This is a genomic window from Pseudomonas sp. SJZ078 (genome assembly GCF_007828255.1).
Lineage (GTDB): Bacteria > Pseudomonadota > Gammaproteobacteria > Pseudomonadales > Pseudomonadaceae > Aquipseudomonas.
Genome location: NZ_VIUG01000033.1, coordinates 49,037 through 71,227, shown reverse-complemented (window position 1 = coordinate 71,227; position 22,191 = coordinate 49,037). Strand labels below are relative to the sequence as shown.

General features: G+C 62.6%; 17 protein-coding genes. 10 read left to right on the top strand and 7 right to left on the bottom strand.

The window, feature by feature from the left end:
- Window positions 1–273 precede the first annotated feature (273 nt).
- The gene (locus FBY02_RS23420; RefSeq protein ID WP_144930474.1) at window positions 274–1,125 is read right to left on the bottom strand and encodes a CAP domain-containing protein; all 852 of its coding nucleotides are present in this window, start codon (window positions 1,123–1,125) and stop codon (window positions 274–276) included.
- Between the two features lie 239 nt (window positions 1,126–1,364).
- Here FBY02_RS23420 and FBY02_RS23415 point away from each other — a divergent pair, with 239 nt between their 5' ends.
- The gene (locus FBY02_RS23415; RefSeq protein ID WP_144930473.1) at window positions 1,365–2,000 is read left to right on the top strand and encodes a hypothetical protein; all 636 of its coding nucleotides are present in this window, start codon (window positions 1,365–1,367) and stop codon (window positions 1,998–2,000) included.
- A gap of 98 nt (window positions 2,001–2,098) precedes the next feature.
- On the opposite strand, the gene FBY02_RS23410 is transcribed toward FBY02_RS23415, so the two are convergent.
- Window positions 2,099–2,584, bottom strand: a complete 486-nt coding sequence (locus FBY02_RS23410) for a MarR family winged helix-turn-helix transcriptional regulator (protein WP_144930472.1) — start codon at window positions 2,582–2,584, stop codon at window positions 2,099–2,101.
- A 216-nt stretch (window positions 2,585–2,800) separates the two neighbouring features.
- Between FBY02_RS23410 and FBY02_RS23405 the strand changes: the two genes are divergently transcribed.
- The 4 genes from FBY02_RS23405 (at window position 2,801) to FBY02_RS23390 (ending at window position 8,100) form a co-directional block, all read left to right on the top strand.
- Window positions 2,801–3,631 carry a p-hydroxycinnamoyl CoA hydratase/lyase gene (locus tag FBY02_RS23405; RefSeq protein ID WP_024777695.1) on the top strand — a complete coding sequence of 277 codons (831 nt, stop codon included), beginning with the start codon at window positions 2,801–2,803 and terminating at the stop codon, window positions 3,629–3,631.
- Window positions 3,632–3,716: 85 nt separating this feature from the next.
- Window positions 3,717–5,165, top strand: coding sequence for an aldehyde dehydrogenase (locus FBY02_RS23400; protein WP_144930471.1), 1,449 nt, complete (start codon window positions 3,717–3,719; stop codon window positions 5,163–5,165).
- Between the two features lie 139 nt (window positions 5,166–5,304).
- Complete coding sequence (locus FBY02_RS23395) at window positions 5,305–7,182, top strand: feruloyl-CoA synthase (RefSeq protein WP_144930470.1); 1,878 nt, start codon at window positions 5,305–5,307, stop codon at window positions 7,180–7,182.
- Between the two features lie 204 nt (window positions 7,183–7,386).
- Window positions 7,387–8,100, top strand: coding sequence for a GntR family transcriptional regulator (locus FBY02_RS23390; RefSeq protein WP_047702976.1), 714 nt, complete (start codon window positions 7,387–7,389; stop codon window positions 8,098–8,100).
- Between the two features lie 140 nt (window positions 8,101–8,240).
- On the opposite strand, the gene FBY02_RS23380 is transcribed toward FBY02_RS23390, so the two are convergent.
- Together FBY02_RS23380 and FBY02_RS23375 are read right to left on the bottom strand one after the other, a co-directional pair.
- Window positions 8,241–9,191, bottom strand: coding sequence for a PDR/VanB family oxidoreductase (locus FBY02_RS23380; RefSeq protein ID WP_144930469.1), 951 nt, complete (start codon window positions 9,189–9,191; stop codon window positions 8,241–8,243).
- The gene (locus tag FBY02_RS23375; RefSeq protein ID WP_144930468.1) at window positions 9,188–10,273 is read right to left on the bottom strand and encodes an aromatic ring-hydroxylating dioxygenase subunit alpha; all 1,086 of its coding nucleotides are present in this window, start codon (window positions 10,271–10,273) and stop codon (window positions 9,188–9,190) included. The genes FBY02_RS23380 and FBY02_RS23375 overlap by 4 nt, the downstream gene beginning before the upstream one ends.
- 216 nt (window positions 10,274–10,489) lie before the next feature.
- Between FBY02_RS23375 and FBY02_RS23370 the strand changes: the two genes are divergently transcribed.
- The 4 genes from FBY02_RS23370 (at window position 10,490) to FBY02_RS23355 (ending at window position 17,863) form a co-directional block, all read left to right on the top strand.
- Window positions 10,490–10,915: a heme-binding protein gene (locus tag FBY02_RS23370; protein WP_047702979.1), complete on the top strand. Its 426-nt coding sequence runs from the start codon at window positions 10,490–10,492 to the stop codon at window positions 10,913–10,915.
- A gap of 198 nt (window positions 10,916–11,113) precedes the next feature.
- Window positions 11,114–11,950: an AraC family transcriptional regulator gene (locus FBY02_RS23365; protein WP_144930467.1), complete on the top strand. Its 837-nt coding sequence runs from the start codon at window positions 11,114–11,116 to the stop codon at window positions 11,948–11,950.
- A 54-nt stretch (window positions 11,951–12,004) separates the two neighbouring features.
- Window positions 12,005–12,607, top strand: a complete 603-nt coding sequence (locus FBY02_RS23360) for a LysE family translocator (protein WP_144930466.1) — start codon at window positions 12,005–12,007, stop codon at window positions 12,605–12,607.
- 132 nt (window positions 12,608–12,739) lie between these two features.
- Window positions 12,740–17,863, top strand: a complete 5,124-nt coding sequence (locus tag FBY02_RS23355) for a dermonecrotic toxin domain-containing protein (protein ID WP_144930465.1) — start codon at window positions 12,740–12,742, stop codon at window positions 17,861–17,863.
- Here FBY02_RS23355 and FBY02_RS23350 read toward each other — a convergent pair.
- Together FBY02_RS23350 and FBY02_RS23345 are read right to left on the bottom strand one after the other, a co-directional pair.
- Window positions 17,832–18,788, bottom strand: a complete 957-nt coding sequence (locus FBY02_RS23350) for a class I SAM-dependent methyltransferase (RefSeq protein ID WP_144930464.1) — start codon at window positions 18,786–18,788, stop codon at window positions 17,832–17,834. The two genes, FBY02_RS23355 and FBY02_RS23350, sit on opposite strands and share 32 nt — an antisense overlap.
- Before the next feature lie 108 nt (window positions 18,789–18,896).
- Window positions 18,897–19,577, bottom strand: coding sequence for a murein L,D-transpeptidase catalytic domain family protein (locus FBY02_RS23345; protein ID WP_144930477.1), 681 nt, complete (start codon window positions 19,575–19,577; stop codon window positions 18,897–18,899).
- 177 nt (window positions 19,578–19,754) lie between these two features.
- Between FBY02_RS23345 and FBY02_RS23340 the strand changes: the two genes are divergently transcribed.
- Complete coding sequence (locus tag FBY02_RS23340) at window positions 19,755–21,326, top strand: murein L,D-transpeptidase (RefSeq protein WP_144930463.1); 1,572 nt, start codon at window positions 19,755–19,757, stop codon at window positions 21,324–21,326.
- 136 nt (window positions 21,327–21,462) lie between these two features.
- On the opposite strand, the gene FBY02_RS23335 is transcribed toward FBY02_RS23340, so the two are convergent.
- Window positions 21,463–21,876 (bottom strand): CBS domain-containing protein, encoded by a 414-nt coding sequence (locus tag FBY02_RS23335; RefSeq protein WP_144930462.1) that lies wholly within the window; start codon window positions 21,874–21,876, stop codon window positions 21,463–21,465.
- Between the last annotated feature and the right edge of the window lie 315 nt (window positions 21,877–22,191).

The following is a 22,191-nucleotide window of genomic DNA, read 5'->3' as shown; positions in this document are numbered from 1 at the left end:
GTCCAAGGCCAGGGCGGCCGAGGACAGTGAAGATTTCCAAAACTCGGTATCCGGTAGATCGTAAGGCCGCTCCGCTTAAGTGAACAGCATTACGCTCATTGAGCGGCGTTTTTTATTGGGGGCGGTGGCTCAGGACGCTTGATGTTGATTGCCCCGCCACAATCGCGAGCAGGCTCGCTCCCACAGTGGTTTTGCGGCGGTCTCAGGATTCAGTTCATCGGATCTCCATGTGGGAGCGAGCCTGCTCGCGATGACGTAAGCCTGGTCATACGTTTATTGAGTGCCAAACATGGCGGTCCAATAGATGCCCGCATCGCTCTTCGGGTCCACGGCATAACCGGCACCCAGCTCGCGGAACTGCGGGTTCATCAGGTTGGCGCAGTGCCCCGGGCTGGCCAGCCAACCGTCCACCACCTTCAGGGCGGTGTCCTGTCCGGCGGCGATGTTCTCGCCGATCAGTTGGCCCAGGTAACCGGCCAGTTCGGCGCGGTCGCCCGGGGTGCGGCCGTCGCGGTCCTTGTGGTCGAAGAAGTTGTTGTTGGCCATGGCCCGGGTGTGGTTTACCGCAGCGAGGGCCAGGGTGGCGTTCCAGGACAGTGGCGTGGTCGCGGCGAAGGCCTCGCTCCCACACCGACGGGGCTGGGCGCGGGCGCTATTGATCAGCTTCAGCAGCTTCTGGCCTTCGGCTTGCCAGTCTGCCAGACGAGCCGACAACAGGGGCCGCGCCAGGACGATGCGCCATTCGCGATCCAGGCGGCTGACGCCGATGTCGATAAATTGTGGGTCCAGCACTACCTGGCAAAAACTTTCCTGTATGGCTTTCATCGCCGATTGCGCGTCCCGCGGCCCGGACAGGCTGATTGCCTGCACGTTGACCATCGGATAAGCCGCGCGTGCCAGCGCTTGCTGCAGGTCGCCAATGCCGTTGGCCGACAGGATCAACCGCGAGTCCATCGCCAGCGGCGGTAACTCCAGGGAGGCCTGGCCCGAGCAGCGTTGGGACTGGCTGCGGTACAGGTTGATGGACTCGACCAGTTGCGTCTCTTCGGTAGCCACGGCGCCGACGGCGAACGCCAGCCCCAGCGACAGCACGGCCAGGCGCAGGATGGATGAAATGGCACGCATGTAAATCTCCCTTGAGCGGACGGCGCCTATGATGCGCAATTTTTGCCCCGCTGGGGCAACGGTATTCACGCTCTTTTAAGTTCCCGCGACAGTACCGTCTGGTACCGTTTGGGACAATCCTCATGTAGTGGGATCAGTTTTCTGCCGAATAAGTCCATGATTGTCATTTTCAAAGCCATAAAATCCGCAGGTATCGCCCGGCACCAGGTGGTGTACCTCGAAGGTCAACGGAGCCCGTCATGTTGAAAGTGATCGAGCAGCAGGCCAGCGCATCGCTGCGCCAGCGGATGGAGGAGGCCGGGTGCGCCTTTGAATTTATCGTGCTCGCCCCCGAGGCCGACGAGATGATCACCGTGGCGCATCATCGTCAGGCCGTGGATCAATTGTTCCTCGCCATCAGGCAGCTGTGGCTGGAGCGACATCGCCAGATGATCCTCGATCCCCGCTATGCCGATGCCGCGCCTCCCGAGATGAACTGGGACTTGGACAAGGCCCGAGCCAAGCCGCTGGACCGGCGGGAGATCGGGCAACTCATGCGTACCGACCGAGAGGTGCATAATCCACCACCTTTCGCCTTGTACGAGGCCTTTTGCGAGCCGCCTTATGGCACCCGCTTCGGCGATGGTCACTTACAAGCGCTGTTCAGGGAGTGGCTCGGCCTGCTCGGCCTCGAGGCGGACGTCGAGGTTGAAGTACTGAACTGGGTCGACCATTTCAACCTCGACTGGTTGGCCAGCGACAAGCCGGATCCCGCCCGGGACCCCTGGAGTGATTATTTCGACGATGGCCTGGAGTGGTGGGGCGTGTGGTGCCTCAGCATCTGGAACCCCCAACGACGCACACTCAGCGTGCTGACGGCCAACACTACGGATTGAAGCAGTTGTGAGCCCTGGGATGGGTAAAGTGGGGCATGTCAATGGATGAAATCACTTGTGGCGAGGGAGCAAGCTCCCTCGCCACAAGAGCATTTCTGCTACTGGTAAACCTTCTTCAACAACCGCAACAACTCTTCCCGCTCCGCACCCGAGAGGGCCGCCGTGGAGTCGAGGTCGCTCTGGGCGGCGATCTGCTTGAGTTCCTTGAGCAGGGTTTCGCCGGTCTTGCTCAGGAATATCCCATAGGAGCGTTTGTCCGGCTTGCAGCGTACCCGCACGGCCAGCGCCCGGCTTTCCAGCTTGTTCAGCAGCGGCACCACTTGCGGCGGTTCGATCGCCAGGGCCTTGGCCAGGTCGGCCTGCATCAGGCCGGGGTTCTGGTCGATGATCGCCAGCGCCGAGAACTGGGCCGGCCGCAGGTCATGAACGGCCAGTTGGCTGATGAGGTTCTGGAACAGTTTCAGCTGGGCGCGACGCAGGGCGTACCCGATCAGGTCATCCAGCGCGGAGTCCAGCGGCACCGGCGCGGCGCCGCTGTCAGTCACGATCGCGGCAGGTTCGGCAAGCTTGGAAGACTTGGCCATCGAAAAAAGCATCCTCAAGGTGAATTATTAACAAGGCTATCCAGTTTGCCGAGGTTGCGCCGCGATGGCTACGGTCGATTGCACATTCATTGATCGAGGTCGTCATTTCCATCGGCGGGAAAACCTGGATAAATCGATTAATAGTTAATTGACATAACTAGTTTTGCGGTTTAGCTTTTGTTCATCTTCAGCCAAGAACAAGAGAGAGCACGTGTCATGAGCAATTACGAAGGTCGTTGGACAACGGTCAAAGTCGACGTCGAGGAAGGCATTGCCTGGGTCACCCTCAATCGCCCGGAAAAACGCAATGCCATGAGCCCGACTCTCAATCGCGAGATGATCGACGTGCTGGAAACCCTGGAGCAGGATCCGGCCGCCGGCGTGCTCGTGCTGACCGGAGCCGGTGACGCATGGACCGCTGGCATGGACCTCAAGGAATATTTCCGCGAGGTGGACGCAGGACCGGAAATCCTCCAGGAGAAAATCCGCCGCGAAGCCTCGCAGTGGCAGTGGAAGTTGCTGCGCATGTACGCCAAACCGACCATCGCTATGGTCAACGGCTGGTGCTTCGGTGGCGGCTTCAGCCCGTTGGTGGCATGCGACCTGGCGATCTGCGCCGACGAAGCCACATTCGGCCTGTCGGAAATCAACTGGGGCATCCCGCCCGGCAACCTCGTCAGCAAGGCCATGGCCGACACCGTGGGGCATCGCCAGTCGCTGTACTACATCATGACCGGCAAGACCTTCGGTGGACAGAAAGCCGCCGAGATGGGCCTGGTCAACGAAAGCGTACCCCTGGCGCAACTGCGCGAGGTCACGATAGAGCTGGCGCGCAATCTGCTGGAGAAAAACCCGGTGGTACTGCGGGCGGCCAAGCATGGCTTCAAGCGTTGCCGTGAACTGACCTGGGAGCAGAACGAAGACTACCTGTACGCCAAGCTCGACCAGTCGCGCCTGCTGGACAAAGAGGGCGGCCGCGAACAGGGGATGAAGCAGTTCCTCGACGACAAGAGCATCAAGCCGGGCCTGCAGGCCTACAAGCGCTGACAAGCTGCAAGCTACAAGCACGAACCGCTTCTACTTGCAGCTTGAAGCTTGCAGCTTGCAGCTCATCCCAAATGAGGAGAATCCTATGCTGGACGTGCCCCTGTTGATCGGCGGCCAGTCGTGCCCCGCCCGTGACGGTCGGACTTTCGAGCGTTGCAATCCGGTGACTGGAGAAGTGGTGTCCCGCGTGGCCGCTGCCACCGTGGAAGATGCCGACGCGGCCGTGGCCGCCGCGCAAGCCGCTTTTCCCGTCTGGGCTGCGCTGGCCCCCAACGAACGTCGCACCCGTCTGCTGCGGGCGGCCGAGCAGTTGCAGGCCCGCAGCGCTGAGTTCATTGCCGCCGCCGGCGAAACCGGTGCGATGGCCAACTGGTACGGCTTCAATGTGCACCTGGCGGCGAACATGCTGCGAGAAGCCGCCGCCATGACCACCCAGATCAATGGCGAGGTCATTCCTTCGGACGTACCTGGCAGTTTTGCCATGGCCCTGCGTCAGCCGTGCGGCGTGGTGCTGGGGATTGCGCCGTGGAACGCCCCGGTGATTCTCGCCACCCGCGCGATCGCCATGCCCTTGGCTTGCGGCAACACCGTGGTGCTCAAGGCGTCGGAGATCAGCCCTGCGGTGCATCGGTTGATCGGCCAGGTGCTGCAAGACGCCGGGTTGGGCGATGGTGTGGTCAACGTGATCTGCAACGCACCCGCGGACGCCCCGGTGATCGTCGAACGACTGATCGCCAACCCGGCGGTGCGTCGGGTCAACTTCACCGGCTCGACCCATGTCGGGCGCATCGTTGGCGAGTTGTCGGCCCGTCATCTCAAACCGGCGCTGCTGGAGTTGGGCGGTAAGGCGCCGTTTCTGGTGCTGGACGACGCCGACCTGGACGCCGCGGTGGAAGCGGCTGCCTTCGGAGCGTACTTCAACCAGGGGCAGATCTGCATGTCCACCGAGCGTCTGATCGTGGACACGAGCGTGGCCGATGCTTTCGTTTCCCGGCTGAAAGCGAAAATCGCCACCTTGCGTGCCGGTGATCCAGCCAGCGGTGATTCGGTGCTGGGCTCGTTGGTCGATGTCAGTGCCGGACAGCGCATCAAGGCCATGATCGACGACGCCCTGGCCAAAGGCGCCACGCTGGTGACGGGCGGTCAGTTGGAGGGCAGCATTTTGCAACCGACGCTGCTCGATGGGGTGACGCCGGACATGCGCCTGTACCGCGAAGAATCCTTTGGCCCGGTAGCGGTGTTGTTGCGTGGCAGCGGTGACGAAGCTTTGCTGCGCCTGGCCAACGATTCCGAATTCGGCCTGTCGGCGGCGATTTTCAGCCGCGACACCAGCCGGGCACTGGCCCTGGCCCAACGGATCGAGTCGGGCATTTGCCATATCAACGGGCCGACCGTGCACGACGAGGCGCAGATGCCCTTCGGCGGGGTCAAGTCCAGCGGTTACGGCAGTTTTGGTGGCAAGGCGTCCATCGAGCATTTCACCCAGTTGCGTTGGGTGACGTTGCAGAACGGTCCCCGGCATTACCCGATCTGATATCCATCGCATCGTGGGCGGCTAAGCTTCGAAAAAGCCCTCGATGCAGGCCAGACATAACAATAACAAGGTCGCAGCCAGACGCTGTCACGTTCCGCTCGCATCGCGAACCGGGCGTGCCTTGGTGGAGGAAATGTACGTGAGTTCCGAGTTCAGATCGTCCTCCCAAGCCGGCACCGGGCATTATCGCCAAGTGTCGATTGGTCACCCCGCGGTTGAGGTCAGTGAGGAGCAGGGCATCCTGCACATGCGTTCCCTGGAAGCCCTGGCACCGTTGCCGGCGCGCTTGCTCGACCGCCTGGTGCATTGGGCCCAGGTGCGCCCGCAACAGACCTTTATCGCCGCACGGCAGAACGGCGGCGACTGGCGTCGGGTCAGCTACGCCGAAATGCTCGACAGCGTCCGTGCCATTGCCCAGGGCCTGCTGGCTTATGGACTGTCGGCTGACAAACCCCTGGCATTGCTGTCAGGCAATGACATCGAACACCTGCAGATGGCCCTCGGCGCGATGTACGCCGGCATTCCCTATTGCCCGGTGTCGCCGGCCTATTCGCTGTTGTCCCAGGATTTTGCCAAGCTGCGGCATGTCTGCGATCTGCTGCAGCCGGGGCTGGTATTCGTCAGCCAGGCGGCGCCATTCGAGCGCGCGGTCAGTGCGGTGTTGCCGGCGGATGTGCCGTTGATCACGGTGGATGGCGAGATGGCGGGGCGCTCCCGGACAAGCTTCGCCAGCCTGTTGGCGCAGCCCGGCAGTGCGGAGGCCGAGCATGCCTTCGCCGCGACCGGCCCCGATAGCATCGCCAAGTTTCTCTTCACCTCAGGTTCCACCAAACTGCCCAAGGCGGTGGTCACCACCCAGCGCATGCTCTGTGCCAACCAGCAGATGCTGTTGCAGACCTTTCCGGTGTTCGGCGAAGCACCGCCGGTGCTGGTGGACTGGTTGCCGTGGAACCACACCTTTGGCGGCAGTCACAACGTTGGCATCGTGTTATACAACGGCGGTACGTTCTACCTGGATGACGGCAAGCCCACCGCCCAGGGTTTCGCCGAAACCTTGCGCAATCTCAAAGAGATTTCGCCGACCGCCTACCTGACCGTGCCCAAGGGCTGGGAAGAGCTGGTCAGTGCGCTGGAGCGGGATGGCGAGTTGCGCGAGCGTTTCTTCGAGCGCGTCAGCTTGTTTTTCTTCGCTGCCGCCGGGCTGTCGCAGAGTACCTGGGACCGGCTCGACAAAGTGGCCGAGCAGCATTGCGGCGAACGCATCCGCATGATGGCCGGGCTGGGGATGACCGAAGCGTCTCCGTCCTGCACCTTTACCACCGGGCCGTTGTCCATGGCCGGCTACATCGGCCTGCCGGCGCCGGGTTGCGAAGTGCGACTGGTGCCGGTGGACGGCAAGTTCGAAGGTCGCTTTCGCGGGCCGCACATCATGCCCGGCTACTGGCGCGCGCCGCAGCAGACGGCCGAGGTGTTCGACGAGGACGGTTTCTATTGTTCGGGCGATGCGATCAAGTTGGCCGATCCGGCTAATCCACAGTTGGGGTTGATGTTCGACGGGCGGATTGCCGAGGATTTCAAACTGTCCTCTGGCGTGTTCGTCAGCGTCGGGCCGTTGCGCAACCGTGCGGTGCTGGAAGGCACGCCTTACGTCCAGGACCTGGTGGTGACTGCGCCGGATCGCGAATGCCTGGGCGCCCTGGTGTTCCCGCGGCTTCCCGAGTGCCGGCGCTTGTCGGGCTTGCCTGCGGACGCCAGCGATGCCCAGGTACTCGCCAGCGCCCCGGTCCGTCGATGGTTCGCCGATTGGCTGCAACGCCTCAACCACAGCGCCAGCGGCAATGCCAGCCGGGTCGAATGGATCGCACTGCTCGATGAACCGGCGTCCATCGACCGTGGCGAAATCACCGACAAGGGCTCCATCAACCAGCGGGCGGTGTTGCAGTGGCGGGCGGCGAAAGTCGAGGCGCTGTATCGTGGCGAAGATGAGTCGATCCTGCGGGCAACACCTTCTCGCTAAACATTCAATCCTGTGGGAGCGGGCTTGCTCGCGAAAGCGTAGGGTCAGTCAACATTCAAGTGACTGATACGACGCCTTCGCGAGCAAGCCCGCTCCCACGATGGATCTGCGACGAATACAACAACTCCTGTGGGAGCGAGCAGGCTCGCTCCCACAGGGTTTTGCTTTTACTATGGCGGTCTCTTTCCCCTGGAAGTACCCCGGATGAGTAAGCCCGGCCAAACGGTGCTGGTTGCGTTACGCAGAATGATTGCCTCTGGCGAGCTGGCGGCCGGTGAGCGGTTGATGGAGATTCCCACGGCGCAGCGGTTCGGCGTGTCGCGGATGCCGGTGCGCATGGCGTTCAGGACCCTGGAGCAGGAAGGCTTGCTGGTGCGCTTCGGCGGGCGTGGGTTCCAGGTGCGCTCGGTGAGTGCCGAGGATATCGCCGGCGCGGTGGAAGTGCGCGGGGTGCTGGAAGGCCTGGCTGCGCGCCAGACCGCCGAACGGGGCCTGGATGCGGAAGCTCGTGCCACCCTCGAACAATGCCTGGTGCAGGGCGACGAACTGTTCGCCAAGGGCTACGTGACCGAGGAAGACCTGGAGGTCTACCACGACCTCAACATGCGCTTTCACCAGGTGATCGTCGAGGGCAGCCACAACCCGGCCATTGCTGATGCGCTGGCCCGCAACGATCATTTGCCGTTTGCCTCAGTCACCGCCCTGGCGGTGGATCGGCAGAACATGGCCGGCGAGTTTCGGCGCTTCAACTATGCCCACATGCAGCACCATTCGGTGTTCGACGCGCTGGTCCATCGCCAGGGCGCGCGGGCCGAGGCGATCATGCGCGAGCATGCCAACGCCACCTTGCGCTACGCCGAGGTATTTGGCTCGACCCTGGCGGATGAGCGGATGACGGTGATCCTGCGTTCCGAGTGAACCCCCATCGCCACAGATCCCTTGTGGGAGCGGGCTTGCTCGCGAAAGCGGCGGGTCAGTGGCAATGATGCTGGCTGACACACCGCTTTCGCGAGCAAGCCCGCTCCCAAAGGCCCGCAGGGGTTTATGTTGTTCAGATATTAGAGATCCAACACCAGCAACGGCGTCTTCGACCTGGAACAGCACGGCGTGAACTGATCGTTGCAAGCCTGCTCGGCCTCGGCCAGGAACATGTCGCGATGTTCCGGTATACCTTCCAGCACGCGGGTCAGGCAGGTGCCGCAGACGCCTTGTTCGCAGGAGATCGGAATCTCGATGCCATGGCTTTCCAGCACCTGCACGACGCTGCGGTCCTTGGGGACTTCGAACACCTGGCCGCTGCTGGCCAGTTTCACGGTAAAGCTGCCATCGGCGCGGTTGTCGATGGGGGTGGCGGCGAAGTACTCGCGGTGCAGGCAGGTGTCCTGCCAGCCTTGGGCCCTGGCGGTGTCCAGCACATGCTGCATGAACCCGCCGGGGCCGCACACATAGAGGTGCACGTCTTCGCTGGGCGCCGCCAGCACCCGAGCGGTATCCAGTGCGGTTTCGGGCGCTTCATCGAAATGCAGGAACACCCGGTCGGCATACGGAGCCTGGCGCAGGCGCTCGATGAAGGCGGCCCGCTCCAGCGACCTGGCGCAATAATGCAATTGGAACGCTGCGCCGGTCTGCGCAAGGTGCTCGGCCATGGCCAGGATTGGCGTGATGCCGATGCCTCCGGCAAACAGCAAGTGGCGTCGGGCTTGGGCAGCGAGGGGAAACAGATTGCGTGGTTCGCTGATGAACAACCGCGCACCGGGCAGGATCTGCTCGTGCAGGCTGCTTGAACCGCCCCGCGACGCTGGGTCCCTGAGCACGCCAATGAGATAACGGTGGCGTTCCTCGGGGTGGTTGCACAGCGAATACTGACGAACCACGCCACCCGGCAAATGCACATCGATATGGGCACCGGCGGTGAATGCCGGCAACGGCTGACCGTCGACGCGGGTCAGCTCGTAGCTGCAGATGTCCAGGGCTTCGTTGTGCCGTGCCGCGACCTGAACTTCGATCATGGCCGTTGCTCCACGGGTTGTGGCTGATGGGTACTGGCAATCAATCCCGCCTGGGCGTCGCGCTCACGGGCCAACCAACGCTCCAGCACTCGACGTGACTGCACGCCACCGGCATCGATGTTGAGCTTGAGCAGGTTGCGTTGCGGATGGTCCAGCAGGTTGCGCTGCTGGCGTTCGAGCATTTCCAGGTCTTCGCTGAAAATCTTGCCCTGGCCTTCGCGAATGCTCGCGGTCAGGGCTTCGTCCTGGGGCTGGAAATGCCGGGCCATGCCCCAGAAATACCAGATGGATGTTTCGGTTTCCGGCGTAATGAAATCCACCACGATGCTCGACGCCTTGAACCGCGGCGCGGCGTGATAGCCACCGTTGCCGGCATGGGCCACGCCGACTTCGATCATGACATGGCTGGGCGGGGTGAAGCGGCAGATCTGCCAGCGGTCCACCGGCACGTCGTCGGCCAGGTTGTTGCCACGCAGGGCCATGCGCCAGAAGGGCGGGGCCATGATGTTTTCCATGTGCCGCGCGGTGATGACCTCGTCGCCTTCGACGGTGGTGACGGGCGGCGCCTCGTCGATCTCTTTCTGGCCGATGCTCGAGGCATGCACGTAGGTTTCGTGGGTCAGGTCCATCAGATTGTCGATCATCAGGCGGTAGTCGCACTGGATATGGAACAGGTCACCGCCATAAGCCCACTCTTCGTTTTCCGCCCATTCCAGAGGATGGATCTGCGCCGGGTCGGCCAACGTCTGGTCGCCGGGCCAGACCCAGATGAACCCATGGCGCTCTTCCACGGCGAAAGTCTTGTTGCAGGGAAACCCGCGCACCCGCTGCCCTGGCATCTCAACCGTCTTGCCGTCACAGCCCATCACCAGGCCGTGGTAACCGCACACCAGATTGCCGTTCTCGACGTAGCCCAAGGAAAGCGGGGCGCCACGGTGGGGGCAGAAGTCCTCGACGGCAGCGACCTTGCCTTCATGCCCACGGTAGAAAACCATTTTCTCGCCGCAGATCTGGCGGCCCAGGGGCTTCTCGGCGATTTCATCGGGGGTGCAGGCAACGTACCAGGCATTTTTGGGGTACATGACGGGTCTCCAGGCTGATTTTGTTTTTCTGTGGATCCATTAAGTCTCTTAACTAGTTTTGTTGTCAACGTATTATCGATGAATCGTGCGGTATTTCATTTTTAATGGATCCATTTGTGCCGCTGCCCGACGATCAGGATTTCATACGGGTTGGCTCGAACTGTCGCCAAGGACATACTGCGACACGGATTCTTGCGTGGCACATCGGAGTGATTCATGAAAACCAAGGCAGTCCTTACCGAACAAGACGTCGCACAGTTGCTGGTGGCAGCCAAGGAGCTGGCACATCAGCGTCAATGGGCCGTGTCGGTCTGTGTGGTGGACGATGGCGGCCATCCGCTTGGCCTGTTGCGGCTGGACGGTGCCTCGCCGTTGTCGTCCTACATCGCCACCGAAAAAGCCCGTACCGCCGCCATGAGTCGGCGTGACAGCAAGTTTTTCGAAGACATGATCAACGAAGGTCGCTACGCCTTCCTCAGTGCGCCGCATCTGCATGGCATGCTCGAAGGCGGTGTGAGCATTCGCCACGACGGCCAATGCATCGGCGCCATCGGCGTGTCCGGGGTCAAGTCCGAGCAGGATGCCGAACTGGCGCGACTCGCGCTGGAGGCGGTGTTGCCGGCCCTCGTTCCTGATCCCTGAATGGAAGCTGCCTGTGAAGATTTCTTGTGGGAGCGGGCTTGCTCGCGAAAGCGGTGTGTCAGTCGATGCATGTGCTGATAGATGTATCGCATTCGCGAGCAAGCCCGCTCCCACAAAAAGCAACTGCACAAATCTTCCAGACAGTACTCGCCCTGAGCGGTTAGTCTGCTCAAGCGGATAAATCGAACAGGACACCCCATGACCTCGCGCAACTGGATCGATCTCAAGCAGGACGCCACGTCCGGCATCGAGACCGTGCGCGCGCATTTTGAAGGGCATGCCTACGATCCCCATTGGCATGACGCGTACCTGGTCGGCATGACCGAGGAAGGCGTGCAGCAGTTTCATTGCCGCCGCCAACAACACAACAGCACGCCGGGCAAGGTCTTCCTGCTGGAGCCCGGTGAGCTCCACGATGGACATGCACCCCAGGCCGGCGGTTTTACCTATCGCACCCTGTACCTCGAACCCCACTGGCTGGAGCGAGAACTGCGCTCGCTGTTCGACGTCGCGCCAGACAATGCGCAGTTGGGATTCGCCGCCACCCTGGCCGACGATGCACGTTTGGCTCACGCGACGGCCCTGGCGTTCCAGAGCCTGCACGACCAGGAACTGCGCATCGTCCGCCAGACCGCGCTCGACACCCTGCTGGCCAGCTTGACCCAACATTTGCACTGGCGGGCACGGATCAACCCCGATCCGCGCCTGCCGTTGGTTGCGCAGCGGGCCCGCGATTACCTACACAGTCATCTGAACGAAGACATTGGCCTGGACGATCTGGCACGGGTCACTGGTGTCGATCGTTTCCGCCTGACCCGTGCGTTCAAGGCTGCGTTCGGCCTGGCACCCCATGCTTATCTGATCCAGTTGCGGCTGGCCCGGGCCCGGCGTCTGCTGGCCAGCGGCCAGAGCGCCGTGGCCGTGGCGGCACAGCTCGGGTTTGCCGACCAGAGTCACCTGGGCCGTTGGTTCCAGCGTGCCTATCGCCTGAGCCCGGCGGATTACCGCAAGCGCTGCTCAATTGTTCCAGACTGAGCATCGTTCCATGGGGGAGGATCGAGTCACGATTCTTCACCGAGAAGTTGCTCCATGGACCAATTACTGCCGTTTGCCTTGTTTGCGTTTGTCGCCTCCATCACCCCGGGCCCGACCAATATCCTGGTGTTGAGCCACAGTTCGCGCTTCGGCCTGCCGACTACAGTCCCAATCATCCTCGGGGCCTGTGCCGCGGCGGCTCTGTTGGTGTTGCTGGTCGGCACGGGGTTGGGGGACGTACTGGCTCGCCACGCGACGATTCAAACGGCGCTGTCCTGGGCCGGCATCGCCTGGCTGAGTTGGATGGCCTGGCAGATTTTCAGTGCGCCGGCCCAGGCCATCGATCCTGACCAACCCGTCGAAGGCCCGAGGCTTGGCCTGGTCGGGGCGGCCGGCCTGCAGCTGGTCAACCCGAAGACCTGGATGATGGCGCTGGCGGTGGTCAGCGTGTTTGCCGGCGCCGAAGCCGACCGCACCGTGCGGGTTTTGTGGTTGTCCCTGGCGTTTTTTGCAATCTCGATTCCCTGCATGACCGTCTGGGCTTACCTGGGGCTCGGTGCTGCCAGATTCTGCCGTTCTGCCGTGGCGATGGGCAGGTTCAATCGGACCATGGCACTGTTGCTGCTGGTCTCGGCGTGGTTGACGTTGCTGGTGTGAGCTACGCCCCGCAACCCCTTGCAACGGTTGCACGGTTTCAAAAGACAGCCATTTCTTGGAGCATCGGGCTCGCGCCGGTTGAGCGCACGTTACATCCCGAATTCCCAATGCCCCCAAGGATGGAGGTCCACCATGTTTACCCTCGATACCCATGTCGAGTTTATCAAGGCCCGGCTGCCCGCCTGGCTGAAACGAGCCCCGCGCGCCCAGCAGGAGCGCTTCAGGGGGCTCACCCGGAAACTACAACACGACAGCGATGCACTCAACGCATTGCTCAAGGACCTGCCGGCGCCCTACACCTTTACCCTCGACCTGCTCAAGGTCCAGCCGCAAATGCAAGGCTGGAACCAGGTGAACGGCGGCGGCACTGTCGCGGATGCGATCCGGCGGGCACGGGTCAGGCGCAGCTCTTTCGTGAGCGACCCCTCGTTGTCGGTGATCGAAGCCGCCATGGGCAACTATCCGCCCGCCGACGCGGTCGCCGGGGGGGATTTCGATAAAAAGGGCGAGCTTTTCATCCAGGGCCGGCGGGACGAGTTCTCCCGCGGGGATGAGCCATCATCCACTGCGCTATTGGCCATGAGCCCCGCCAGTTTCGCCAGTCTCTGTCGGCAAATCGATGTCGGTGGGGCCTATCGACGGATACTCGAACAGAGGCTGCCTCGCATTACCCACGAGGTTCCCGGCGTGGCCAAGGCCTACATGGCGTATGCACGCAGTCTGTTGGTTCATGATGCCTACGAGGCGAAGCTGGCTGGACGCCTGGACCACACCGGTGAGCGGCTGCTGGCCCATGTTGGCGTTCATCTTGAAGCGCGCCCCGTGGCGCCCCTGGCCTGCGAGGTCAAGGCGCTGGAGTTGCTGTCCGCGCCGTTGTTCGGTGCCCGGGTCTACTGGGGGCTGGCGGGGGATGCCAAGGGCGTTCGCCCGGTCGTCCTGCACATGCCCCACGATACCGTGGCACCGCTCAAGCAGTTTCCAAGTCTGCAGGCGCTGTCGGCAGAGCTGACTGAACGGGTGCGTAAACGCAGTTATCGCCAGAGCTTGCTGCGTTATCTCCCGCTGCGTTTGCAGGCCAGTCTGGGGTCGGCTCTGCACGATCAGGTAGAGTGGAAGGTGACCGATAACCTCAATCTCTTCCAGGAGCTCCATGCGCGTATCACCGGTTGGCGCGAGGGCGAGCGGGGAGAGGACGGCAATCACCGGCGCATCCGGATCCCTACACCCAAAGTAGCCTGGGACCTGAGCGAGGTGCGCGAGGATCATTGGCACGCCGCCTACCATGAATGGCGTGGTCATACCCTGGCCAATGCCTCGGCACTGATGGTCCCGACCCGGGATCAGGACTGGCGGGCGCTGCTGGCTCGCCTCGAATACTGGGAAAACCTGGTCGAGCGTTCGCTGATGGTGGCTGCGACCTTTTTCCCATTTTGCGCGCCCATCGGGATGGTTGCCGCGGCGGTCGGTGGTGTGCGCCTGGTGTATGAAATCTTCGAAGGGATTCAGGCGTTCAACGAAGGCCATGCGCAAGAAGGTATCGAGCATATCTTCAACGCATTGTTCGGGGTCGCCCAAGGCGCTTACCTGGGGTTCATTGGCGCAGCCATCGAGCCCATGCCCGTGGCTGACGGCACCACCCGGCTGTGGAATGGCGACGTGCGCCCCTTTGAAGCGCAGCGTTTACCGCCCCTTGAGGCCGAGCAGGATGCTTGGGGTGTCTGGCGCACGGCGGACGAGGCCTGGGTGCGGATCGAGGATCGTTACTTTGAAGTACAAGGCACACAAGACAACCTGAGGCTGCGCCTGCCCTCCGGACACAGGGGTGTGACGCCGCCGCTGGAATGGAGCCGCACCCGTGGCTGGCAGTGGGCACATCGCAACCCTATGCAACGAAGCAACCTGGAACTGTTGCGAACCTTTACCGAGACGCCCGCCGAGCTCGACGACCCTACGATCCTGGCGGTGCAACGCCAGGTCGGTATCAGCGAGGCGCATTTGCGCTACCTGCAAGTAGAGGCACGGCCGATGCCGGCCATACTGGTCGACGCACTGGATGAGGCGCAGAACTGGCAATGGCTGCGACACACCATCGAACGCCTGCGCCGTGGCGAAGCGCCACAGGGCATGCATTTTCGCATCGTCCAGACCCTCGCGGAGCTACCGGGATGGCCAGAAGATATGACATTACGCTATTACGATGGCGTGAGGTTTTACCCTGTGGGAGACGCGGCCGATACGCGCTCCATCCTGTTGAGCAAAGTGGATCTTGGACAGGATGCCTGGGCCGCTCGCGTCCTGGACGGCTTGAGCCTGGATGAACAGACCGCGCTGTTGGGGCAAAACAGTATCGGCTTGCAGCCGCTGGAGCGCAGTCGCCTGCTGGCCGGGCGCTGGGCCGAGCATCTGGAGCGTGAAGCCAAACGTGTGAACATGGCGATGGCCAGGTCCACCAGGCTCGATCCATTGGCTGTACCCTTGGCCCGGGTATTCCCAGGCTTGCCGGAGTCCATTGCCAACGAGCTGGTCAATGAGGTTTCAGGCAGGGATCGGTTGCGATTGCTGGACGGACGGGTGCCTGAAAACCTCGGCAGGCTGGCTGCCGAAGCCTTGCGTGAGCTACGTCTGAGCCGTGCGTTACGGGCCCTGGAGCGCGGCGAAAGCAGCGTCGACCGAGATCGCGTCGTCATGAGTCTGCTCGCCGAGACCTCGGAGCTACGAGGTCGGCTACACCTGCGCCTGTGGCTGCGAGAGCTGCCGGACCCGCTCGCACTGGGGGAGACCGGGCCGCTGAAAGTCATCCGTCAGGAAGGTGAACTGTATCGCCCCTTTGACGAAACCGGCGAGGAACTGGCGAGCGCCACGGCGTTGGAGGACGCACTGCTCAGAGCCATGCCAGACGACGCTCGCAGCGCCCTGGGCCTGAACATCTGGGAGGCGGACTCGCTTCGCAGCCAACTGCTGGCACAGGCCCTGAAAGACCGGCAAGCCCTGCGTCCGTACTTGTTGATGCGCCGCCTGGGCAGCTTCGGGTCTCGCCCGCAATGGCTGAACGGACACTTGGTTTACCCGCTCAGCGGCCGTGGCCGGCTGCCGTTGCAGGAGTGGCAAGGCAGCCTGCGTCAGCGTCTGGAGCGGCTCTATCCCGCCCATGCGGGAAACGCACTGGAACGGCTGCAGCTTGGCCTGACCGAACAGGCCGGGCTCGAGGGCACCAGTCTCAATGAGTTGATCAGCCGCCTGGAGCAGGATTGGACCACGCTGGACGAGGGGCTGCGCCAATGGGTCGACCAGGAAGGCTTTCACCATCCCGCCGAGCAGCTTCTGAATCGTGACATGCTGGTCGCGCAGCGCCAGGTCGTTGCGAGGGAGCTCCGCCGGGCCTGGCAGCGCGCGCCTGACCCAGGTAGGGAGGGTGCAGAGCTGGTGTTGCGGTTAGAGAACCTCAACGTCGGAAGGTTGCCTCCCATTTCCGTGCGTTTCGTGCATATCGAGCAAGTGGTACTGGCTGACCTGGGGCTGGTCGAGGATCCCTCGGATTTCCTGCGGATGTTCCCCGGTATCGATTCGCTGAGCCTGAGGGGCAATCAGCTCACCGCTGTTCCCGTGGCGGTGGGTGAGCTGCGGGCGCTGGTGGATCTGTCATTGGCCCGCAACCCGTTGCACCTGAACGCGGATGTGTTCGCGCCGCTGCTGGGCGACGACCCTACGATCCCGTTATGGACCCTGGACTTGTCTGGGATCAGCAGCGGCGCGGCAACGGGCACCAGCGTCGAGGTGCTTGGCGCGATTCGCAGCCTGGCTGCGTTACCGTCCCTGCGTGAATTCATATGGACCGACAATCTGGATTTCACGTCCGAGCAGTTGCAGGCCGTGATTACCACATTGCCCGATCTGCGGGCGCTGAACCTGGCGCGTTGTGGCTTGCGCCTGGATGAAGAGGGCAGCGCCTTCCTACGCAGCGCCACCGCTTTGCAGGAACTGCGCCTGAGTGGAAACAACTGCCGGGACCTGCCGGAGCTCCCCGAGCTTGCCAACCTGATGACGCTGGAGCTGGGCAGGACCGGGCTGGATCGGGTACCCGCTTTGGCATTGGCGGTGCTGGCCAGGCATTCCGAGGTGCTCCTCTCCGATACGTTCGTCGTCGATCTCAGCGGCAACCGCATCACCAATATCCAGAATGACCTGCTCCCAGCGCTCAACCGTTTGGCGAGCCTTGACACACTGGGGGTCTGGCTTGACGACAACCCGTTGCCCAGCGCCCAGATCAACGCCCTGCGCAATGTGTTTCCCGAAGCGTTTCACTACACCGTCGACGACTGGCTCTATATTTCCGCCTCGCTCCAAAGGGCACTGGAGGTCGCCCGTGATGATCCCGGGATGCGGAGCTTCATCGATTGGTTTTCTGGCCGCGTCAGTGAAGCTGACGAAAATTCCCCCGCCGGGCTGGCGTTTAGCGTTCGCCAGAGGGCTGGGGCCATTTTGCAGCACTACATCGGTTACGAAAACGTCTATGGCCGCCTGCCTGCCTTGATTGGCGATTTCGACGTACAACTCCGAGAACTGCGCACGCGCCTGCAAATGCGCAGCCTGGACCGGCAGCAGCCGGACATCGGCGAGCTGGAGGTGCACTTCACGATGTTCGAGTCGGTGATGCGTGCACGACTGGCCCGAGACGGGGCGCCGTTCGCGGGTTTCCTGGCGGAGCACCTCTCTCATTGGGACTTCGCGCTGATGGATCGCTTTATCGATCCCTTGCAGCGCCAGGCGCACATGAGCCGGGAGGCGTTCATCGACTGGCTCAGCGACGCCCAGGATACCTTCAACAGCAACGATCAAACCCCGCGTACCGGAGAGATGACCTGGCGGCCCTACCTGGGCCTTATGTCCCACGAATGGACCGAGGGACTGGCGATCTGGGAAACGGTCGATGACGACCTGGTGAATGCCTTCAGCGAGCCCATCGATCCGTCCCGCTGGCCCCAGGTCATGCTGGATAACCTGGTCCAGCCGGATCCCGAATTACCCAGCCCCTTGGAACCGGTCACGGAAGGCGAGCGGACCGTCTGGCGTCGTACCGGGCTCGAAGCCGTCGCGGATGTGGACTGGAGGGCCGGCCAGCCGGTGACCCTTACCGAGGATCAGTTGCGCCGCACCATGGCCATCTACCGTTCGGTCAAGAGCCGGGAGGTCGAGGCCCTGGTACGCCGGGTAACCAGGAGTCTGGTCACCGCCTGGTGGCCGGTACTGTCGCTTTGAAGACCAGCGCCTTCAGGCCACATTGACTGTCGATGTCGGGAAATTCCGGTGGGTTGGCCAGGCGTTCGCTGAAGGCCAACCCGGAGGCTTCGCGGGTGACGCCGTCGATGAGAAAGTCCGGGCCGGTGGCCGGGTCATTGCTACAGGCCAGGACGGTGCCGTCGGCGGCCAGCAGTTCCGGCAGCCGGCGCAGCACCCGCTGGTAATCCTTGGTCAGCAGGAAACTGCCTTTCTGGAAGGTCGGCGGATCGATGATCACCAGGTCATAGGGGCCGCCGTTGATCACCTTGCCCCAGGACTTGAACAGGTCGTGGCCAAGGAAGCTCACCTGGCCCAGGTCATGGCCGTTCAAACGATGGTTGTCACGGCCCCGGCTCAGGGCAGCGCGGGACATGTCCAGATTGACCACGTGCTGCGCGCCACCGGCAATCGCCGCCACCGAGAAACCGCAGGTGTAGGCGAACAGGTTCAGCACGCGCTTGCCGTCGGCATTGGCTCGGACCCAGTCGCGGCCGTAGCGCATGTCGAGGAACAGGCCGTTATTCTGCTTCTTGCCCAGGTCGATCCGGTACCGCAGGCCACCTTCGGTCAGGGTCCATTCGTCGATGGGCTCGCCCACCAGCCATTGGGTGAGGCTTTGGGGTAGGTAGCGGTGTTGCACGGCAAGCGTATGGGCGCCGCTGCTTTTCCAGACGGGCGAGGCGGCAAGGGCGAGCAGCAGGGACATCAGGTCATCCAACTGCGCCGGCTCCGGCGCCTTGAACAACGACACCAGCACAATCCCTTGCAGCCAGTCGACGGTGATCTGCTCCAGCCCTGGCCAGCAGCGCCCGCGGCCGTGGAACAGGCGACGGGTTTCTTCCGGCACGGACGCCAGCGCGGTCAGTAAGTGGGTCTGCAGGGTTTGAAGGGCTTCAGGGTTCATCAGGCAATGCCGGCGATTCGAAAGGCCGGCATTTTAACCACCGGCTGATCAGGCGCAATCTTTTGTGGCGAGGGGATGAATCCCCTCGCCACAGGCATACCACTGTGCTCAGCCACCACTGGTAGCCAGAATGCTCGCCACCTGCTGTGGCTGGCAGTTGAGATAGGCCGAACGCTTCAGCCAGCCCGGGTCCGGGTACCAGGAAAACATGAATTGCCCGCCCTTGAGCTTGTCGATCACCTGGCGTGCCACCTGAGGGCGCACAGCAGGGCAACCCTGGCTGCGGCCGATACGGCCCTGGCGCAGGCTCCACAACGGGTTCACGTAGTCGGCGGCATGGATCACGATGGCCCGATCACGGGCCTGGTCATTGAAGCCGGGTTCCAGGCCATCCATGCGTAGTGAATAACCATGGGTGCCCTGATAGCTTTCCTGGGTGCGGAACAGCCCCAGGCTGGACTGGTAGCTGCCCAGGCGATTGGAAAACTGCGTGGCGAAATTTTCCCCGGATTTCTGCCCGTGGGCCACCAGATCGCGCAGCACCAGCTTCTTCTTCTGCAGGTCGAAGATCCACAGGCGCCGGGCCGTGGACGGTTGCGAATAGTCGATCACTGCCAGGTGGCGGGCCTGATGGGCGCCGTTGGCAACCGCGCATTGCATGGCGCTCAAGGCACTTTTGAGCGCCTGGGGATTGAGTTCCGGCGCGGCGTGGGCGAGGCTGTTGTAAAGCGTTTGAGAATTCGCTTGCCCGGCCAGCGCCGGAGCGCATACCGCGCCCAGTGCTGCCATGGCCAGGCCGAGCCGGCGGATAAGCGTCAGCGTGGCTGAAAAGAATCCACGCAGGGTTACAGGCTGATGTGTGTGTGTGGCATCCCGTCCGTAATTGTTCGTGTGCATCATGATGGCGGGTCGTACCTGTCGCAAAGTCAACCGTCAACGAGACGGCCATGGATTGGAGTAAAGCAGTTGTTCAAAAAGCCCGTATGTTACTTGAGCCTTTTATTGCTCGCTTCGCCATTGGTCGCGACGGCCGGTGACGTTCCGTTTGGCGATCCACCCCCTGTACAGGCCACCCTGGCCCGGTTATCGGTGGCTTGCCCGGCGCTGGCTGCGGGTGTCGACTTTCCGACGATGATGAGCTTGCAGGCGTTCTACGAGCAAAACGCCGGCCAGGCTATCTGGTCGGTCGACGAACGGCTGATGGCCTTGCGGGTCCAGTTGCAGCAACTGGCCGATGACGGACTGGACCCGGCCCGCTATAGCCTGCCGGCCGACGATGCGTCCCTGAGTCCGGACTGTGTCGATATCGCCATCAGCCAGCGCTACCTGCAGGCCTTGCACGAACTGCGTTTCGGCTATTTGCCTCAGGACCGTCTTGAGCCGGTGTGGAAGGCCAGCCCGCAGCCCCAGGACCGCCAGGCGATGATCCTGGCCATCGCCGGGCCTGGGTTGAACAACCTGGCTGCAGCCTTTGACCAGGCGCGCCCGAGCCTGGACCTTTACCGCAACCTGCGGGTGGTCTATGCCCAACAGCGACAACAGCCTCTGGCCGAATGGCAAGCGGTGCCCGCAGGTGCCCTGTTGCAACCGGACAAACAGGACGCCCGGGTACCGGCGCTGGCGCGACGGCTGTTCAGTGAAGGCTACCTGAGTGCGCCGCCGGCCGAGGGCGATGAGCACTACAGTCCCAGCCTGGTGGAGGCGATGAAAAGCTTCCAGCTGCGGCATTCGCTGCAAGCCGACGGCGTGGTGGGGCCGTGGACTGTCTCCGAGTTGAACGTCAGCCCGGCCATGCGCCGCGAGCAGTTGCGGATCAATCTGGAACGCATGCGCTGGCTGGCCCAGGACCTGGAGCCTGACAGCGTGCTGGTCAACGTGGCGGCGGCCCAACTGACGGTGTATCAGGGCGGCGCACCGGTCTGGCAAACCCGTACCCAGGTGGGCCGTGCGGAACGGGAAACGCCGTTGCTCAAATCCCGGGTGACGAGGTTGACCCTCAATCCCACCTGGACCATCCCCCCAACCATCCTCAAGGAAGACAAACTGCCGGAGATCCGCCGCGATCCCGAGTTCCTCAGTCGGCAGAACCTGAAGATCATCGATCGCGATGGCCTGCCGCTGCTGGCCGAGGACATCGACTGGGACCATCCGGGCGACCTAATGCTGCGCCAGGATGCCGGACCGAAGAATCCGCTGGGCAAACTGGTGATCCGCTTCCCCAACCCGTTTTCCGTGTACCTGCACGACACGCCCAGCCAGGCCCTGTTCAGCAAGGGGCCGCGGGCGTTCAGTTCGGGATGTGTGCGGATCGAGCAAGTGATGCATTTGCGGGACCTGCTGGTGACCCCGGCCGAGCGCTTGCGCACCGACACCCTGCTGGCCGATGGGCAGACCCATGAGTTCAGGCTGGCCAGGCCCATGCCAATCCTGCTGGGTTACTGGACCGTACAGGCGGATAGCCAGGGGCAGGCGGTGTATGTCCCGGATGTCTATGGGCGGGATGTGAAACTGGCTGCTGCCAAAGGGCACATGCTATGAAGACGCGGGGAGGGCGGATTGGCGTCAGTAATGTGGGAGCGAGCCTGCTGGCGAAGGCGTCGATAGATCCGGCATCGATGTTGCTGACCCACCGCTATCGCGAGCAGGCTCGCTTCCAGAGGGATTTGTGGTGGGGTCAGTGAGCCCTGGCCACGCCTCGCAACAGATTGGCGCTGACCTTATCGGCATTGCAGCTGGCGACGTTGGCCAGTGAAACCATGCCTACCAGACGTTTGTCGCGGTTCACCACCGGCAAGCGGCGTTTTTCGAGTTGGGCCATGTTCTTGGCGACATGGTCGATCTCTTCGTCCTCGAAGCAATAACGCACTTCATCGCTCATGATCCGGCTGACCGGGGTATTCATGTCCATGCCCTCGGCCATGGCACGAATCACCAGGTCACGGTCGGTGATCATCCCGGCCATGCGATCGTCCTGGTTGATGACCAATGCCCCGATGTCGGCCTGACGCATGATCCGGGCGACTTCGCGCAATGGGGTGTCGGGGGCGATGGTGCGAACTTCCCGACTCATGATTTCATTGATTTTCATCGTTGAATCTCCTCTTTCGGGTTTCGTGGCAAGCCGTTGACCAGGCATTGCGGGCGGTGCCGTGCAACGCGAGGACAGGCTTCTCATTATTGTGAAAAGAGGGGGCGGCGATGGTTCAGCCTTTTTGCACGCTGATCTGCAACGCTGCACTTTTATGAAGCCTGGGAGATGGGGTCGCACCATGGAAAGGCAATAGTGGGCGCTTGGCGAACCTGGGGTGAGAACCTGTCTTGATGCGGTGACTGGCAGGGCGCCTTCGCGGGCAAGCCCGCTCCCACAAGGGGCGAGGGGGCGTCCAGGGCCTTGGCATTCTCA

Coding starts and splice junctions, on each gene's coding strand:
- FBY02_RS23420 (WP_144930474.1), bottom strand. CDS start 1,125: ATGCGTGCCATTTCATCCATCCTGCGCCTGGCCGTGCTGTCGCTGGGG.
- FBY02_RS23415 (WP_144930473.1), top strand. CDS start 1,365: ATGTTGAAAGTGATCGAGCAGCAGGCCAGCGCATCGCTGCGCCAGCGG.
- FBY02_RS23410 (WP_144930472.1), bottom strand. CDS start 2,584: ATGGCCAAGTCTTCCAAGCTTGCCGAACCTGCCGCGATCGTGACTGAC.
- FBY02_RS23405 (WP_024777695.1), top strand. CDS start 2,801: ATGAGCAATTACGAAGGTCGTTGGACAACGGTCAAAGTCGACGTCGAG.
- FBY02_RS23400 (WP_144930471.1), top strand. CDS start 3,717: ATGCTGGACGTGCCCCTGTTGATCGGCGGCCAGTCGTGCCCCGCCCGT.
- FBY02_RS23390 (WP_047702976.1), top strand. CDS start 7,387: ATGAGTAAGCCCGGCCAAACGGTGCTGGTTGCGTTACGCAGAATGATT.
- FBY02_RS23380 (WP_144930469.1), bottom strand. CDS start 9,191: ATGATCGAAGTTCAGGTCGCGGCACGGCACAACGAAGCCCTGGACATC.
- FBY02_RS23375 (WP_144930468.1), bottom strand. CDS start 10,273: ATGTACCCCAAAAATGCCTGGTACGTTGCCTGCACCCCCGATGAAATC.
- FBY02_RS23370 (WP_047702979.1), top strand. CDS start 10,490: ATGAAAACCAAGGCAGTCCTTACCGAACAAGACGTCGCACAGTTGCTG.
- FBY02_RS23365 (WP_144930467.1), top strand. CDS start 11,114: ATGACCTCGCGCAACTGGATCGATCTCAAGCAGGACGCCACGTCCGGC.
- FBY02_RS23360 (WP_144930466.1), top strand. CDS start 12,005: ATGGACCAATTACTGCCGTTTGCCTTGTTTGCGTTTGTCGCCTCCATC.
- FBY02_RS23355 (WP_144930465.1), top strand. CDS start 12,740: ATGTTTACCCTCGATACCCATGTCGAGTTTATCAAGGCCCGGCTGCCC.
- FBY02_RS23350 (WP_144930464.1), bottom strand. CDS start 18,788: ATGAACCCTGAAGCCCTTCAAACCCTGCAGACCCACTTACTGACCGCG.
- FBY02_RS23345 (WP_144930477.1), bottom strand. CDS start 19,577: ATGGCAGCACTGGGCGCGGTATGCGCTCCGGCGCTGGCCGGGCAAGCG.
- FBY02_RS23335 (WP_144930462.1), bottom strand. CDS start 21,876: ATGAAAATCAATGAAATCATGAGTCGGGAAGTTCGCACCATCGCCCCC.